General features: G+C 46.0%; 14 protein-coding genes. 3 read left to right on the top strand and 11 right to left on the bottom strand.

The features are described from left to right. Nucleotides 1–228 precede the first annotated feature (228 nt). Nucleotides 229–1,545, top strand: a complete 1,317-nt coding sequence (gene uraA, locus MHB71_RS00805) for a uracil permease (protein ID WP_340028538.1) — start codon at nt 229–231, stop codon at nt 1,543–1,545. Between the two features lie 153 nt (nt 1,546–1,698). Here the strand turns inward: uraA and MHB71_RS00800 are convergent, their stop codons facing one another. From MHB71_RS00800 to MHB71_RS00775, 6 genes are all read right to left on the bottom strand, one after another. Further along, complete coding sequence (locus tag MHB71_RS00800; RefSeq protein WP_017686780.1) at nt 1,699–2,211, bottom strand: adenine phosphoribosyltransferase; 513 nt, start codon at nt 2,209–2,211, stop codon at nt 1,699–1,701. Nucleotides 2,212–2,248: 37 nt separating this feature from the next. Further along, complete coding sequence (recJ, locus tag MHB71_RS00795; protein WP_076252963.1) at nt 2,249–4,657, bottom strand: single-stranded-DNA-specific exonuclease RecJ; 2,409 nt, start codon at nt 4,655–4,657, stop codon at nt 2,249–2,251. A 40-nt stretch (nt 4,658–4,697) separates the two neighbouring features. Continuing rightward, nucleotides 4,698–5,657, bottom strand: coding sequence for a cation diffusion facilitator family transporter (locus MHB71_RS00790; protein WP_340028537.1), 960 nt, complete (start codon nt 5,655–5,657; stop codon nt 4,698–4,700). Between the two features lie 73 nt (nt 5,658–5,730). Then, on the bottom strand, nt 5,731–6,639 hold the full coding sequence (secF, locus tag MHB71_RS00785; protein ID WP_340028536.1) for a protein translocase subunit SecF: 909 nt from the start codon (nt 6,637–6,639) through the stop codon (nt 5,731–5,733). Continuing rightward, on the bottom strand, nt 6,629–7,879 hold the full coding sequence (secD, locus tag MHB71_RS00780) for a protein translocase subunit SecD (protein ID WP_051447453.1): 1,251 nt from the start codon (nt 7,877–7,879) through the stop codon (nt 6,629–6,631). Before secD ends, secF begins: the two co-directional genes overlap by 11 nt. A 91-nt stretch (nt 7,880–7,970) precedes the next feature. Further along, nucleotides 7,971–8,210 (bottom strand): post-transcriptional regulator, encoded by a 240-nt coding sequence (locus MHB71_RS00775; RefSeq protein WP_036617497.1) that lies wholly within the window; start codon nt 8,208–8,210, stop codon nt 7,971–7,973. Between the two features lie 227 nt (nt 8,211–8,437). Between MHB71_RS00775 and spoVB the strand changes: the two genes are divergently transcribed. Then, complete coding sequence (gene spoVB / locus MHB71_RS00770) at nt 8,438–10,060, top strand: stage V sporulation protein B (RefSeq protein ID WP_127551042.1); 1,623 nt, start codon at nt 8,438–8,440, stop codon at nt 10,058–10,060. A gap of 3 nt (nt 10,061–10,063) precedes the next feature. Here the strand turns inward: spoVB and MHB71_RS00765 are convergent, their stop codons facing one another. After that, nucleotides 10,064–10,822, bottom strand: a complete 759-nt coding sequence (locus MHB71_RS00765) for a DUF421 domain-containing protein (protein WP_338706897.1) — start codon at nt 10,820–10,822, stop codon at nt 10,064–10,066. A 183-nt stretch (nt 10,823–11,005) separates the two neighbouring features. Between MHB71_RS00765 and MHB71_RS00760 the strand changes: the two genes are divergently transcribed. Further along, nucleotides 11,006–11,398, top strand: coding sequence for a TIGR04086 family membrane protein (locus MHB71_RS00760; protein ID WP_036616878.1), 393 nt, complete (start codon nt 11,006–11,008; stop codon nt 11,396–11,398). A 125-nt stretch (nt 11,399–11,523) separates the two neighbouring features. Here the strand turns inward: MHB71_RS00760 and yajC are convergent, their stop codons facing one another. The 4 genes from yajC to MHB71_RS00740 all read right to left on the bottom strand — a co-directional run bounded on the left by yajC (nt 11,524) and on the right by MHB71_RS00740 (nt 16,197). Further along, on the bottom strand, nt 11,524–11,835 hold the full coding sequence (gene yajC / locus MHB71_RS00755; protein ID WP_074096232.1) for a preprotein translocase subunit YajC: 312 nt from the start codon (nt 11,833–11,835) through the stop codon (nt 11,524–11,526). Between the two features lie 67 nt (nt 11,836–11,902). Further along, nucleotides 11,903–13,039: a tRNA guanosine(34) transglycosylase Tgt gene (gene tgt, locus MHB71_RS00750; protein WP_036616872.1), complete on the bottom strand. Its 1,137-nt coding sequence runs from the start codon at nt 13,037–13,039 to the stop codon at nt 11,903–11,905. 35 nt (nt 13,040–13,074) lie between these two features. After that, entirely contained in the window at nt 13,075–14,103 is a 1,029-nt protein-coding gene (gene queA / locus MHB71_RS00745) for a tRNA preQ1(34) S-adenosylmethionine ribosyltransferase-isomerase QueA (protein ID WP_340028535.1), read from the bottom strand. Between the two features lie 6 nt (nt 14,104–14,109). Then, entirely contained in the window at nt 14,110–16,197 is a 2,088-nt protein-coding gene (locus tag MHB71_RS00740) for a SpoIID/LytB domain-containing protein (protein ID WP_340028534.1), read from the bottom strand. Nucleotides 16,198–16,269 lie beyond the last annotated feature (72 nt).

The following is a 16,269-nucleotide window of genomic DNA, read 5'->3' as shown; positions in this document are numbered from 1 at the left end:
TTTATATTGGTGATCTGAATTACTTCTATCCCGTTTCCCTATGACTCACAGGGGATTGGATGTATTTCTTATTTCTTATGTATTATTGCCGTTATTTGCTGAAATAGAAGGAAAATTCATGAAAATATTAATTCTATCGCTCTGTTACGTCAAAAATGTTATTGATTAATTAAGAGAAACTCTGTAATCTATTGAAAGTTTGTGTTTCGGAAAAGGAGATGAAATTCATTGCAACGCGAAATTCAGGTTAATCAAAAGATGCCACTTGGCTCAGGTTCACTGCTTAGCCTTCAGCATTTGTTCGCCATGTTTGGCAGCACGGTGCTTGTACCAAACCTGTTCGGTGTTGATCCAAGTATGATCCTGCTGATGAACGGAATTGGAACACTGTTGTACATACTGATGTGTAAAGGAAAGATTCCTGCATATCTCGGGTCCAGTTTTGCCTTTATTGCTCCTGTCACAATGGTATTAAAACAACATCCTGAGAATGGCTACTCCATGGCACTTGGAGCTTTTATCATAACAGGACTTGTTTTCTGTTTCGTGGCCCTCATTATTAAATTTGCGGGTACCGGATGGATTAACGTAGTCTTCCCACCAGCGGTTATGGGCGCCATCGTTGCTCTGATCGGACTGGAGCTTGTACCCGTGGCTGCCGGAATGGCAGGTCTGATTAATCCCGATATCCTTAAATATCCCAACTGGGCACCTCAAGCCAAACCAATCATTTTATCCATGGCCACGCTTGGTATCACTGTCATTGGTGCCGTAACGTTCCGTGGATTCCCCAAAATCATTCATATTCTAATCGGTATTGTAGTCGGTTATATCCTTGGCTATTCTATGGGTCTGGTTGATAAACAGGCTATTGGAAACGCTGATTTCATCTCACTTCCAACCGTAACAACGCCTACATTTGACTGGTCCGTTATTTTCACCATTTTACCTGTAGCGCTTGTGGTTATCGTTGAACATATTGGACATTTGCTTGTAACGAGCAGCATTGTAGGCAAAGATCTTTCGAAAGACCCTGGGCTTCATCGTTCCCTGCTTGGTAATGGGGTCTCCACCATTCTGTCCGGGTTTGTAGGATCTACTCCCAATACAACCTATGGTGAGAACATCGGTGTAATGGCCCTGACTCGCGTATACTCCACATATGTCATTGGTGGCGCAGCAGTCATTGCAATCGTACTCTCCTTCTCAGGAACATTCTCGGCGCTTGTAGCCAATATTCCTGTGCCAGTTATGGGTGGCGTATCCCTGCTTCTGTTCGGGGTTATTGCAGCATCTGGTCTGCGTATTCTGGTTGAACAGAAAGTCGATTTTGCCAAACCGACCAATCTGCTGCTTACTACACTTGTATTGGTCATCGGACTGAGTGGTACAGAAGTTACCTTCTACGGCGTTCATCTGAAAGGGATGGCATTGGCAACCATCGTCGGAATCCTGATGAGCTTGTTGTTCAAACTGTTTGAAGTGCTGGGTTGGTTGAATGACGATTCACGTAAACAGCCTATCACTGAAAAAATGCCCGATTAACTTCCATCGTATACACATCAAAAATCCTGTTCTCCCTAACCTTACGGTTGGAAGAACAGGATTTTTGATAATCATTAATGCTGTATATTATTTCCCGGGAAACGGAAAAAACAATTCATGTTTCATCACAGCGGTACATGTGGAGATTTCAGCTTAATAATTCATCAATGTGAATACATCGATTTCTGGCAATTTGGCACGACCATTCAGATCAGACAGCTCAATCAGGAAGGCAGCTCCGACAACTTTCCCACCCAATTGTTCAATCAAGTTGATGGAAGTTGCAATCGTTCCACCCGTTGCGAGCAGATCATCTGCGATCAGGACATTTTGACCTTTTTCAATCGCATCTGTGTGCATCGCGAGTGTATCCTTGCCATACTCGAGATCATAACCAACTTCAATCGTCTCTCCAGGCAGTTTTCCACTTTTGCGAATCGGAGCAAAACCGACACCAAGAGCGTATGCCAGAGGGGCGCCCACAACGAAACCACGTGCTTCAGGTCCAGCAATAACGTCAATTTTGAGATCAGAAACCATCACTTTCAGTTCATTGATCGCATTGCGGTACATTTCTCCATCCTTCAACAATGTTGTAATGTCCTTAAAGCTGATTCCCGGTTGTGGAAAGTCAGGGATGACACGAATATAATCTTTAAAATCCAAAATAATCTCCTCCTAAAATAAATACACAAACTTCCATCTAAGATACGCCCTTCATCCGGGATATCATCCATTGTGTCAGTTGCGGTGTGGCTGCATCCAGCATCACCTGTTCTATCTCGGCCATATTTTCGAGCGCCTGATAGTGACGTGAAGCGGTTAGCTCACGCTTAGGCGGGTTATCCACAAACGCAATTTTGCCGTTATCACGGGTAATGAAGGATAACTCTTCGAATACATCCAACATCATCGTAATCATGCGCGGCGAACAACCACACTGACGACTGAGCACAGGAGTAATCTCTTGTTCCTCCACGGGTTCAGCTTTCCATTTCAACACCTGCATATAAATACGCTTAAAGAGTTCTCTGGAAGGCATCTGAAGGCGATCTCGGCGGTTGCCTGATCCGTGCAGAAGGATGATATTCTCAGCTCCACTGAACAAAGCCAGCATGGCATTAAGTTGTTCCGGGGTTTCCGGCGTATCAAACACAAATAACGTCCGGACTTGTTCCTGTCCATAATGCTGTGCAGCAGCATTACACGGAAATAACCCGACCTTTCTATCATATACCCAAAGGCAAGGTTCATACAATGAATTTCCCTCGGAAACATCTGTTTCTTTCCGAACAATAGCACCAACAGAACCAGATTTATATCGCAGATGCACCTCAAGTGAGCTCAAGAAATGTTTCATCGCATTTAATGGCTCGGCATTACCGCGCAAATCAAACACTTGGACCTGAGGAACATGAATGTCCTGAAGCATCAATTGAGGTTTTCTCATCCCATTCCATTCATTGATGGACAGTTCTCCCATCACATCAATAACGGAACCAGGGAGAAGGAACTCTGCTAACGCTCCCTTGCCAAAAGCGACGGTTTCCAGTTGCTGACCATCCTGTTCCAGAACCAGTTTCAGATGGCGTTTCTCTCGTCCCATTGTTCTGGTTTCCTTCACAGTTACACTTCTCAATACAAACCGTGGCGAAGGATTGCTCATCCCAAAAGGCTGCAATCTGTCGATCTCCTGAATCACTTTCAGTGGAACATCACTGATTCTGCATTCATCATCCGCAAGACGTTGAGGTACAAAATCCTCTTCAGTTAATACAGATGCAGCAAACTCATTCAAACCAGCCTCAAGTTCTTCCAGCTGATCCCGATGCAAGGTCATACCTGCTGCTGCAGGGTGTCCCCCGTAATGGTCCATAGTGTGTTTATTGACTGTGAGTGCCTGATAGATATCCAAGCCCTCAATCGAGCGCGCAGAGCCCTTGCAGACACCACTCTCTGGATCGATCCCAAGGATAAGTGTAGGTCGGTAATAACGCTCCAGCAATTTGGAAGCCACGATACCAACCACTCCGACGTTCCAGCCCTCCCCAGCCAATACGATTACATCTGGAACGGATCCTGAACGAAGCTGTATCTTTTGTTCCAACTGTGCCGTTGCTTCTTGTAATATGCCCTCTACGACTTGCTGCCGCTCCCGATTCAATAGATCAAGCTGGCCCGCAAGCGTATGAGCTTCATCCAGATTCTCGGTGGTGAGAAGTGATACCGCTCTCCCGGCATGATCCAAACGTCCACTGGCATTAATACGAGGTGCCATGGCAAAGGCAATATTAATTGAAGTCACCTGACTCTGATCCACACCACTGATTTCCAGCAATGCACTTACACCGGGAAGACGTGAACCACGCATCGATTCTATTCCATAACTGACAATAACCCGGTTCTCCCCTTCCAAAGGCATGAGATCGGCAACGGTGCCGATGGCGGCAATCTCCATCCATTCACCGGGCACTTCCCCGATTAATGCCTGAGCGAGCTTCAAGGCTACTCCCGCTCCTGCCAAACCTTTAAAAGGATACGGGCATCCTGGAAGTTTCGGATTAATAAGTGTAAAGGCTTCGGGCAAAATTTCAGGCGGTTCGTGGTGATCTGTCACAATGACTTCAATTCCCAGCGTTGCCGCATAGGCAATCTGTTCAACAGCACTGATTCCGGTGTCCACGGTAATAATCAATGAAACGCCTTGTTGATGGGCCCAATCCAACGCATGGTTGTGCAATCCATACCCTTCATTCGAGCGATGAGGAATATATATATCGTACGAAGCCCCAAGATGACGCATCAAATGGATCATGAGCGATGTGCTGGATACGCCATCAGCGTCATAATCCCCGTAGATCAAAATATGTTCTTCCCGCTCCAATGCCAGCTTGATACGTGGCACAGCTTCATTCATGCCGAGGAGCAGATAGGGATCATGCATCTGATTAAGGTCAGGATGCAAAAAACGTTCGGCCTCCTTCTCATTGTGCACTCCTCGACTCACAAGCAAACGTCCAACAAGGGGTGAAACGGAAAGCGCCTGCGAGAGTCCCGCAGCCGCCTCCAAATCGATATTCGGTGTATTCCACCGGTATTGCGAATAAAGCAATGATAACGCTCCTTTCCTGATCTACTGGACCCGCGCTTCACTACTGAATTAATGTCGCTTCGTGATCGGGCAGTTCATGATTGGATTTATAGGGATAACCTGGATCATAAGGTATCGCTTGAATCTGTACTTCTTTCACATGACTGAAACGGGTTAACAGTAGAGTCTTGGCACGATTTGCAATCTCCTGTGCTTCCAGTATCGAGATCCTCGGATTCACACTAATGACCAGCTCAATCGTAACGTCATGTTCCTGTTCACGTGCAACCAAATGCTCAATGGTAATGATGCCATATACCCGCTGTACGGTCTCTTTGAAATCGGACGCTTCTTCCTGCTCCAGTTCCTGAACGAGTGAACCATAGACTGTGTCCACAATCATTCGGTAACCCTTGTGAAGCACAAAACAGGAAGCAATCAACGCAGCCGTGGGGTCCAGGTAGAGCAACATACTCAAACCCGTCTCTTCACCAGCCATCGATCCTATAATGCCGATTAACACGGTGAGCGAACAATAGAGTGCACGGCGATGTTGCTGTGCATAGGTCAGCGCCTGAGACTGGTTTCGTTTACGGAAATATCTGTACTGAAATTGAAAAATCGCTTCTTTCACAGCCAAAGCTGCAACAGCCACCAAAAGTACCGACTTGCCGGGTGCTTCCGGTTCACTTCCGGAGAGACTACCCAATGCGGAGATGGCAAGCTGTAATCCACCCATGAGAATCAGCACAGATAACAATACTGAGATTCCGGGTCTAGCAACACTTGAATGTTCTTTAAACCGTCCCCTGCGAGCCTTGCTCTTATCGCGTACAGACTTGGAGGGAAAGAGACCAGCCAGGGCAGAACCAGCTTCAGAAGCAGAATACAAGCCGTCAGCGAGCAATGATTTGCTGTTTGCCATATAACCGACTCCCGCTTTGATCACCGCAAGTCCCATATTACCGGCAATACCGCTCCATGTGGCAGCCTGAGCAGATGGGATATGTTCTCTGGTCATGAATATTCCCCCTTAATTCTGTACATAAAGTTGCAAAACCGCGCCTGGCAGACGCGGCTTCACAATAAGATGTTTAGTTAGATTCTTTAGCTACTGTTTTTGGCTTATCCACTTGTTTACCTTTGAGCATCAGCCATAGTGGAGCGGCGATATAGATTGAAGAATATGCGCCGAACAGTGTTCCGATAACCATCGCAAGCGAGAACATGCGAATGGATTCTCCACCAAATATGAACAAACAGATTGAAGCTGCAAACACGGTGAATGTTGTATTCAGGGAACGTGTCATCGTTTGAGCCAAACTGCGATTGACTACCTCGCGTAGGTCGGCTTTGGTTGTCTTTTTGGCAAAACGCAGATTCTCACGAATCCGGTCAAAGATAACGATCGTATCGTTAATCGAGAACCCAACAATGGTCAATACTGCGGTAATAAAGGTCAGATCGACTTCCAAACGGAAGATAGAGAACACACTTATTACAACAAATGCATCATGGAAGAGTGCGATAACCGCAGCCAAACCAAAGCGCCACTCAAACCGGATCGCAACATAGATCATGATCCCGATACTTGCAATGAGTACTGCGTAGATCGCGTTGCGCTCCAATTCTTTGGCCATCTCCGGATCAACGGTATTTACTTCATACGAAGCTGATGCATCCAGTTTGGCAAATTCTTCTTTGAACTTACTTTCTTGATTTTCATCCAATACGTTCGAGAAACGAACATTTACACGGTCAGCCCCCGATGTAATGGTAACATCACCCTCATCAACACCGATGCCCTTAACGATAGGTTTAATCTGCTCCGCTGTGATTGCTTTGGATACCGAGATATCCACATTCGATCCAGCACGGAAATCAACTGCATAATTCAAACCCAAAGCCAGAATGCTGATGATCCCCGTAATCGTCAGAATAATCGAGAAGATATAGGCAATCTTACTACCTTTAACATAATCAAAATTCCAATTAAAGCGCACGAATTTCACTCTCCTTCACTCCGAAGTACTTAGGCTTCTTCAACACGTTACCCCGTACAAGCAGGGTCAACAGGAAGCGGGAGAAGAAAATATTCGTGATAATACTGGTGACAATATCAAAAATCAGCACGAGTGCAAAACCTTTTACCGCACCTGTTCCCAAGAAGAACATAACAGCCGCAGCAATAATGGTTGTGATGTTGGAGTCAATGATTGTTCGGAAGGAATGCTTACCACCCGCTTTAACCGAAGACAAGATCGACTTACCACTGCGCATCTCTTCTTTAATCCGTTCGTACGTGATGATATTGGCATCCACCGCCATCCCTATACCCAGGATAAACGCCGCAATACCTGGAAGGGTAAGCACGAATTCTCCTAAATAGAAGATTGCAAGTACCAGCCACGTATGTGTGATCAAGGCAAAACTCGCGATTATACCAGGAATGCGATAAAGCCCAATCATGAACACTAGAATAATAACGGAACCAATCAATCCTGCTTTAATGGTCTGATCCAGAGAAAGCTTACCAAGTGTTGCACCAACACTTTGTGAATACTTCTCTGTAAGTTTCAGTGGCAATGCACCCAAGTTAATGGTGTCACGAAGCTGGTTTGCTTCGTCACGTGTGTAAGCACCCGAAATCTGAGCGGAACCATCTGTCAACTGTTGTCTAACGGTTGGAGCAGATAGAAGCTCATCGTCCAAATAAATCGCGAGAGGTTGTCCGATCAAACGTTTGGTAATCTCGGAAAATTTGGCTTTATCTTTCACTTGAATGTCAATCATCGGCTCATTCAATTGAGTGAACACAACTTTGGCTGCATTCTCAACAAATTCATTTCCGCGAAGCTCAATTTTGGTGTATTCGCCTTCCTTGTCGTTCTCAGCTTTACTACGGAAGGTCAAAACAGCCGGCTCTTTCATTTTGGCTCTAACTTCAGCCTCATCCGTAACCCCTGCCAACTTCAATCGAATCCGATTGCTTCCTTCAGTGGTTACCTCCGGTTCGCTTGTTCCGAGCGCATTGGCGCGGCTTTCAAGACTTTTGGCCGTTTGCACCAAAGATGCTTTGGTGACTTGTTGACCTGCTTCGAGCGGCTCTGCTTCATATAAGATCTCGTAGCCTCCCTTTAAATCAAGGCCCAAGCGTATATTTTTGAGCAGTTCCGGGCTTGTTCCCACCATTACCCCTGTGGTGACAAGCACGACCAGAATGAAACTGATAATTCTTTTCATGCCGTTCCTAGATCCCCTTTCGTTCTCAATATTCCTATTATAGCGATGCCGTAAAAAGCAGTCAATTTTCAACAAAAAAGATCCCTTTCGTCTAGAAAGAGGACCCCCGGTATGCAGACACGGTCATAAAGTTCATAAAGCTTGTTGCTTTCAGTGACAAAATGTCGTTCACCAGCTGGTGAAGCGGTGGAATGCCCTGTTTTTCATATTTATGACTGACGCAATTCCAGACATCTTTGCTGGTGACATATTCGTAACCGACAAGCCTTAATTCCTCCGCTTTGCTACGGCAGAGCATCTCTATTGACTGTTCCAACTCCACATCATTCATTTCTTCCAACGGGGAGCCTCCCTTCGTACATCCAAGCCTTTATGCGGCATCAATATTACATGATTCGACTTCGCCTGATCATATTCCTTCTTGCTGAATATGGTTCTTTTTGTTAATCGTGTCCAAGTTGTCATGAGAAGATAAAGGACTGGCATAGGATGAAGAACAACGGCTTTGTCCCGTTTATGTTGATAGCCTGTACTTTCAACCGGGAAAGAGGGGTAATCTTGAAGAAACAGACATTTATTCAGGGGGCCATGATCCTGCTCGCGGCAGGCATAATTAATCGAATACTTGGTTTCATCCCGCGCATTGCGCTGCCACGAGTCATTGGTGCAGAAGGTGTTGGCATCTACCAATTGAGCTATCCCTTTTTTATCGTACTGGTGACATTAATTACGGGTGGTATTCCGCTCGCCGTAGCCAAGCTCGTAGCCGAAGCTGATACCGGTGCCAATCGTTATTCCCCCCAGCGAATCCTGCAAGTAAGCTTAAGCTTTACATTGACCCTGGGTGTTGTATTCATGTTTTTGTGCATCCTGTTTGCACCCTGGGTTACCAAGTACGTGCTCACAGATGAGCGGGTATACCATACGTTCGTTAGTATGAGCCCCATGATTGCCATTATCGCCGTATCTGCTGTCTACAGAGGGTATTTCCAAGGTAAGCAAAACATGATGCCTACTGCCATTTCATCCATTGTTGAAACCATCATTCGTATCGTCTGTGTCATTTGGTTTGCCTGGCTTCTCCTCCCCCACGGTATTGCCCAAGCTGCTGCTGGTGCCATGCTGGGAGCGCTCGTTGGAGAATTCGGCGGTATGCTTGTACTCTTGTGGAAGTATAACAGGCAGAAGAAAGAGTTACCGCTCGCTAACCAACAGAACATGTCCAATCTCACAGCCAAACCTTTAAACCCAATACCTTCAGTTCTGAAAGAAACGGGTACTCCACAGCCGGGATTAATCCGGCGTTTGCTTGCAATCTCTATTCCTGTTACAGCAGGCCGATTGGTTGGCTCCTTATCCTATTTGGCCGAAACCATCGTTACTGCCCAGAGTCTGGCTCTGGCAGGCATATCCAAAGGGCTCGCTACAGCACAATATGGTGCATTACAAGGTATGATTATTCCTTTGCTGCTGCTGCCGGGGGCACTAACCTCATCGCTCGCGACATCACTTGTGCCTTCACTGTCCGAAGCTTCTGCTCAGGGAGATCGCGCACTGATTCACAAAAGAATGCATCAGGCATTACGCTTGGCACTTGTGACAGGTGCTCCGTTTTCCGTGTTTATGTATGTGCTTGCCGAACCGATGTGTCTTGTTCTGTATAATGATGCATCGATCGGAAGCATGCTGAAGCTAATGGCTCCTTTTGCTTTGTTCATTTATATTCAAGCTCCTCTTCAAGCTGCACTACAAGCTCTTGACCGTCCGGGTAAAGCATTGCTGAATACGTTTATCGGTGCTGTTATCAAAATCACGTTGATTTTAACACTTGCTTCCCGGCCTGAATATGGCATCTTCGGTGCAGTCATCGCCATCTGTGTGAATTCTACTGTAGTTACCCTGTTACATGCCCAAAGCGTACGTAGCCTGCTACAGTTCCGCTTCAAAATGATGGATTGGGTCAAGACGGGTGCAGGAATGTTTATCATGGGAGCAGCGACCCTACTCGTATACGAAGAGACCGCCATGATATTGCCTTTTTGGGTGAGGATGCTTCTCGCTCCTTTTGTCGGGCTTATCGTGTATTTCATCGTCATGGGCTGGACCAAAATGATTGACTTTCATGATCTGTCTCGTGCTCCTTTGATTGGTTCATGGTTCAAGCGCCGCTCAGGCAAATGATTTTCATTTTTTATCATCTTTTGGACTGACATATATCTTCCCATTGTGGTCAATGGAGCATATAAATACATCTTTGAAATCCATAATTCCGTTCTGTTGAATTTGATTTTTCAGCCAAAATCTCGTTTTCTGGATGATCTCCAGATTCTGATCCTGGACTTTTCCATCCATGATTAAGGGGAGTGGCAGACCTTCATATTTGATATTTGGAAATCCGTCAATCTGGTTTTTTCCCGTTTTGGATTTACTGGAAGAAGAATCTTCTGAGTCAGAACCGGAAGAATTGCTTTCGTTAGAAGTATTCTCATCCTTGGGAAAAACGGTCAGCTTGCCTGTGGTCTCCAAAATAGCGAAATCAACCTCTCCGATACTGTCTACATTCTGTTCACGGAGTTGTTGTAATAGATCATCCAGATTATATCGTTGCTTCCGCATCTCATCCCGGTGAAGAACGCCTTTGGAGATCAAAACAGTAGGTTTCCCATCAATCATCAGACGAAGACGCCGACTTTTAAGGCCTATAAAGGCCATTCCGATCTGTACAATGATCAAGGTAAGCATGGGGGCAATCCCGTGAGAGAGCGGTTTATCAATATCTTCAATGACAAAAGCAGCCATTTCAGCAAGCATAATGGAGACAACAAGATCAAACATGGATAGCTTACCAATCTCACGTTTACCCATAACCCTCATTGCACAGTACACCAGAAAGTACATGAGAATGGTTCGAAAGATATGTGATCCGACATCTGGGAAGTTCACAACAGGGGTCCTCCTTCGAAACTGAGTTTTTAACAGTTAGCTGGGTAGTGCAATCCCTATTTTGACCTGAACCTTACATGCTCATGCAGAAATAATCCGTTCATTTAATGGAAAACAGTTCATAAGTCCGAAGGCTTGACCATACACTGTATTAACTTATAACTTGTACAAGGGGGTTGCTTCATGCAATTGATCCGCCGCTTGGTTTCGTTTCGAGTGTCCAATCCGATTCTGTCAGGCCTCTGTCAGGCTTTTGTATGGATGTTTATCGGGGCATTTATTCTCTCCTTGTTTCTCTGGATGAGTGGAATGCGGGAACAGGACCTCTCATTGTATACCTATGTTGTTCATGGCTTGTCATTATTGGTTGGTGGTTTTGTCGCAGGCAAACGTTCTGGTGAAAAAGGATGGTACTACGGAGGGATTACCGGAATCGTATATGGACTCCTTGTGCTGTTGATCGGATTTCTCGCGCTGGATGCTTCGTTTAATTGGAAGGATAGTTTACAACTGCTTAGCGCGTTCTTCATTTCAGCTCTCGGTGGTATGTTCGGTGTTAATACGCATCGCTCCTAGCTGACTCGTAAAGAACATCTACCTTCCCTCATAAATCAAAAAAGAGAACCGGGTCTCCAGGGAGATCCGGTTCTCTACTAGGGAATACGCCACAAACGCACCCTCGTTATTCTATGTTACAGTAACTATTCAACAGCCGTATCACGAGCTACAGCCGTGCTGATTGCATTACGGTCAAATGTAAGCTTAGTTACATCGTTTACACGCAATACAACCACATCGTCCGTAATCTCAGCGATCGTACCGTGAAGGCCACCAATCGTTACAATTTTATCGCCCTTTTTCAATTGGCTCAGCATCGAATTCCGTTGCTTTTGCTTTTTGTTCTGTGGACGAATCATCAAGAAGTAGAAAATCGCAACCATGAGTACCAAAGGTACAATCAAAGATACGATTCCACCGCCTTGCGCTCCTGCTAGAGTCATTCCCTGAAACATTCAAACTCCCCCTTATCGACTATACATACAGATATTGCTTGTTACGCCAGTTCCCTCAAAACCTCAATCAGAAACCTTTGTCATTGTCATGAAGACCATATTGATCGAAAAATTCATCCCGGAAATCAAGCAAACGATCTTCCATAATGGCTTTACGTACATTACGCATCAAATTCTGCAAGAAATGAAGATTATGGATCGTTGTCAAACGCAGGCCAAATGTTTCATCTGCTTTGATCAAATGACGCAGATAAGCTCTGGAATAGTTGCGACAAGTGTAGCAATCACATTCAGGGTCAAGTGGCCCAAAATCAGTTGCGAACTTGGCATTGCGAACTACCAGACGTCCTTGGCTGGTCATCGTTGTTCCGTTACGGGCAATCCGAGTAGGCAGAACACAATCGAACATGTCCACTCCACGAATAGATCCCTCAATCAACGCATCGGGCGAACCTACCCCCATCAAATAACGTGGTTTATTGGACGGCAACAAAGGTAACGTATAATCCAGTACACCATACATCAAATGTTTCGGTTCTCCAACACTCAGTCCACCAATAGCATACCCCGGGAAATCCATGGAAGTCAAATCTGCGGCGCTCTGACGGCGAAGATCTTCATGCATGCCTCCCTGTACGATGGCAAACAAACCTTGGTCATGCGGACGAGCGTGACTTTCGAGACAACGTTCTGCCCAGCGGCTTGTTCTTTCGAGTGATTTTTTTACATATTCATATTCAGCCGGATACGGTGGGCATTCGTCAAACGCCATCATAATATCGGAGCCAAGTGCATTCTGGATTTCCATCGCCACTTCAGGAGAAAGGAACTTCTTGTCTCCATTCAGATGAGAACGGAAGTTAACGCCTTCTTCCGTAATCTTGCGCATCTCGCTGAGAGAAAACACTTGGAATCCGCCGCTGTCCGTCAGAATTGGACGATCCCAGTTCATGAATTTGTGCAACCCGCCAGCTTCACGGATGATTTCATGTCCTGGTCTCAGAAACAGGTGATAGGTATTACTCAAAATAATCTGAGCATCCATTTCTTTCAACTCTTCAGGGCTCATTGTTTTGACAGTCGCCTGTGTACCTACAGGCATAAAGGTTGGTGTCTCAATAATACCGTGAGGTGTATGTACACGTCCCAGACGTGCACCGGATTGTTTGCAAGTTTTGATATGTTCATACGTAATTGCTGCCATTGGTTTTAATCATCCTCTAAAAGTTAATCGTTATACTAATATATCAACATGGCATCGCCGAAGCTGAAGAACCGGTATTTCTCTTGGATGGCTTCCTCATATGCCTGCATAATATGTTCCCTGCCTGCTAGTGCACTAACCAACATAACCAACGTGGATTTCGGGAGATGAAAATTCGTAAGCATCCCATCGATCACTTTGAAGGAATAGCCCGGATAGATGAAAATGCTGGTCCATCCGCTGCTCGCTTGCAGTATTCCATTTTCAAATTTGCTGCCTACCGTTTCCAAAGTCCGACAGCTCGTTGTCCCAACCGCAAAAACACGGTGTCCATTCGTTTTAGTCTGGTTAATCAGATCTGCCGTTTCTTGTGACAAGGAGTAATACTCCTCATGCATAACATGATCTTCAACAACGTCAACCGACATTGGTCTGAATGTTCCCAGTCCTACATGAAGCGTGATGAAGGCCACATTAACACCTTTGGCACGAATCTGATCCAACAATTCATCCGTAAAGTGCAGTCCCGCTGTAGGTGCAGCCGCCGATCCTTCATGCTTGGCGTACACGGTCTGATACCGTTCGCGGTCATCCAATGTCTCCTTGATATAAGGTGGCAACGGCATCTCACCCAGACGGTCCAAAATCTCTTGGAAGATTCCATCATACGTAAACGTAAGTGTACGTGCCCCCATCTCGCCCTCTTCTTCAATGATTGCCTTGAGTTCATCACTAAATACGATGACTGAACCGGCTTTCAGCTTTTTACCCGGCTTAACCAGTGCTTCCCACTTGTCGCCTTCCACATTTTTGAGCAATAATACTTCCGCTTTTGCTCCGGTATCTTCTTTTGTACCGAATAGACGGGCTGGTAGAACACGTGTATCATTCAGGATCAATGTATCTCCGGGATTCAGAAAATCGATAATATCAGGAAACGTTTGATGATTAATCTCACCACTATCTTTGTTCAAGGTAAGCAAACGGGATGCCGTGCGATCAAGCAACGGCGTCTGTGCTATCAATTGCTCTGGTAATTCAAAATCATATAAGTTCACATTCATTTAGTTTCATTCCTTAACAATAGTCGCATTTTGATAATAGTGTTTCAATATTGTCTGGTAATCATACCCTTCATCTGCCATGCCTTTGGCTCCCCATTGGGACAAGCCCAATCCGTGGCCATTGCCCTGACCGATGAACATGAAGGTCTGACCCTGCGTTACCGCTCTCGCTTGACCATCACCACTCATAACTACAAGTGCATTACCGGATGATGTTCCTGTGCCAGAAGAAGACAATACAGAGGCACCATTTGAGCCGGTTTTACTGGCTGTTTTGCCGTCAGCGCCTAATACAGTATAACTTCCGGTCCCTGCAATATCAAATAGAGTGCTCGGTAATCCACCGAGCGCAGAGCGGTATGTATCGGCATATTTCACCGTAATAGCCTGTCCGTTGGCAGTGACTTCAAGTGTTCTTCCGGAAGGTCCACGCTTGGTCACTTCCAAGGTTGAGATTGAAGCAGGAACAGAAGATGTTGTTTTACCCTGAAGGGATTTAACCAACTGGGCAGACGTGAAAGGTCCTCTCACCCAAGCATAATCGTTGGATTGAGCCACTTTTGCCAACACAACAGCTTCGTTGCCTGGATTCATTTTAGCTACAGGTTCAACGGTGGATTGAACTAACGGAACGGCACGCACATTGGTATTCTGAGCCGTTACCGTCACTTTTGCCAGTCCCGCATTGGTCTTGGTCGTTAATTCTTTGATGTTATCCTCACGAATGTACCCGCTAACGCCTGTACCCAGCAGCACATGGTACCACGTATGTAATCCTGCCTGGGCTGATGTATCTCCTGAGCTAACCACATTGGTGAACACACCTGCTCCGCCGTTCCATACCTCAGAAGGATGAGCGGTCTGGCCACCAGCATTGGAGGAGAATACAGCTTCGATGATTTTCCCACCGCTCTTGACCACTTCTCCAGCAGTTGCATCCACTGCACTGGTTACTTTATCGTTCTCCGAACCAATCCCGTTGTAGGCTTGGCTGAGCGTTGTATCCACGACATTCGCAATTTTGAAACGTTCACCCTGTTGAAGCGCGTAGGATCGAGCAGCTACGGCTTGAACTTTCAGAGCTTCAGCAGGCCAGGAGGAATACACCTCTGCCCCTACGACAGAGTACAGGTATTGCTCCAGTGGAACGACGTTGACCAACGCCAGATCACCACTTACGATGCTGATTTCCATATCTCCACGATACGTTCGCTGGGAACGTTCCACTACTTTGATACCATTGCCATTCCCTTGTACCAATGCTTTGGATTCAGTACCTGCAATGGTGTAATGCGGAGCTGTTTTGAGTGCATCCGTACTTAATCCTGCATCCTGGCGGATGATGAGCCCTGCACTATTGTTGACAGGTGAAAGGCTTACCCCTGGAGCTTTGGCTTCCACACTGTTCTTCAATGCGGTTAATTCCGCATCCGTTGAAGCTTCACCCACCCATACCGCGTATGCTTGGCTTCCCCCACTCAGTTGAAGGACTGGATTGACAATACTAACTCCTGCTGATAAAAGGTTGGCTTGTGCTGCCTCTGCTTCCTGAATCGAACCATAGGTTCCAGCAGACAGGCGTTTACTTCCCGTTACAGCTGGCTTTTGACCAGCCAATTGAGCTGCTGCTACCTTTTGTACCCGTGTAACAGCTTGTCCAGCAAGTGCCTCCGTTGCATAGTTGCCTGTGTAGAGCTGATAAATGGCATTTCCATTCACAGACGTTGTAAACAGCAAAGGTTTATCCGCTGTTGCTTGCAACAATTTTGCTGCTGCAGATGCTGCCTTGAAATCCGCTGTTTCCAACACTTTCACTCGGAATCCATCTGCACTGAAACGGACTTGCCCTGCCGGAAGGCTTACATTTGCGCCACTCTCCGATTGGATGCTCCATTGTCCCGTCGATTCAAGCGTAATGAGTGGTGTAGTTGATTTATACGTACTACCCAGATTTGCAAACATGGCTACCCGGATCGTCTGTCCATCATTTCCTGCTGCATACGCAGGCACTTGCAGACAACCCACTGTCAAAAGAGCTGCCGCCAGTACCTTCAATCGACGACTCCACTTCTTCGTTCGTATTGCTTTTCCCACAATCAGACTCCTCTCCGTGCATTTCTTTCATTTTATATCGGATTAACACGTGATTATTTCAATGTTTATTGT

Origin of the sequence: Paenibacillus sp. FSL H7-0940 (assembly GCF_037979415.1) — a bacterium.
GTDB classification, from domain to species: domain Bacteria; phylum Bacillota; class Bacilli; order Paenibacillales; family Paenibacillaceae; genus Paenibacillus; species Paenibacillus amylolyticus.
This window is presented reverse-complemented; position numbering and strand designations above follow the sequence as displayed.

Excerpts from the sequence above, each read along its gene's own strand:
- yajC (WP_074096232.1), bottom strand. The coding sequence starts at position 11,835 with ATGTTTCAGGGAATGACTCTAGCAGGAGCGCAAGGCGGTGGAATCGTA.
- queA (WP_340028535.1), bottom strand. The coding sequence starts at position 14,103 with ATGAATGTGAACTTATATGATTTTGAATTACCAGAGCAATTGATAGCA.
- MHB71_RS00775 (WP_036617497.1), bottom strand. The coding sequence starts at position 8,210 with ATGAATGATGTGGAGTTGGAACAGTCAATAGAGATGCTCTGCCGTAGC.
- MHB71_RS00760 (WP_036616878.1), top strand. The coding sequence starts at position 11,006 with ATGCAATTGATCCGCCGCTTGGTTTCGTTTCGAGTGTCCAATCCGATT.
- secD (WP_051447453.1), bottom strand. The coding sequence starts at position 7,879 with ATGAAAAGAATTATCAGTTTCATTCTGGTCGTGCTTGTCACCACAGGG.
- MHB71_RS00790 (WP_340028537.1), bottom strand. The coding sequence starts at position 5,657 with ATGACCAGAGAACATATCCCATCTGCTCAGGCTGCCACATGGAGCGGT.
- tgt (WP_036616872.1), bottom strand. The coding sequence starts at position 13,039 with ATGGCAGCAATTACGTATGAACATATCAAAACTTGCAAACAATCCGGT.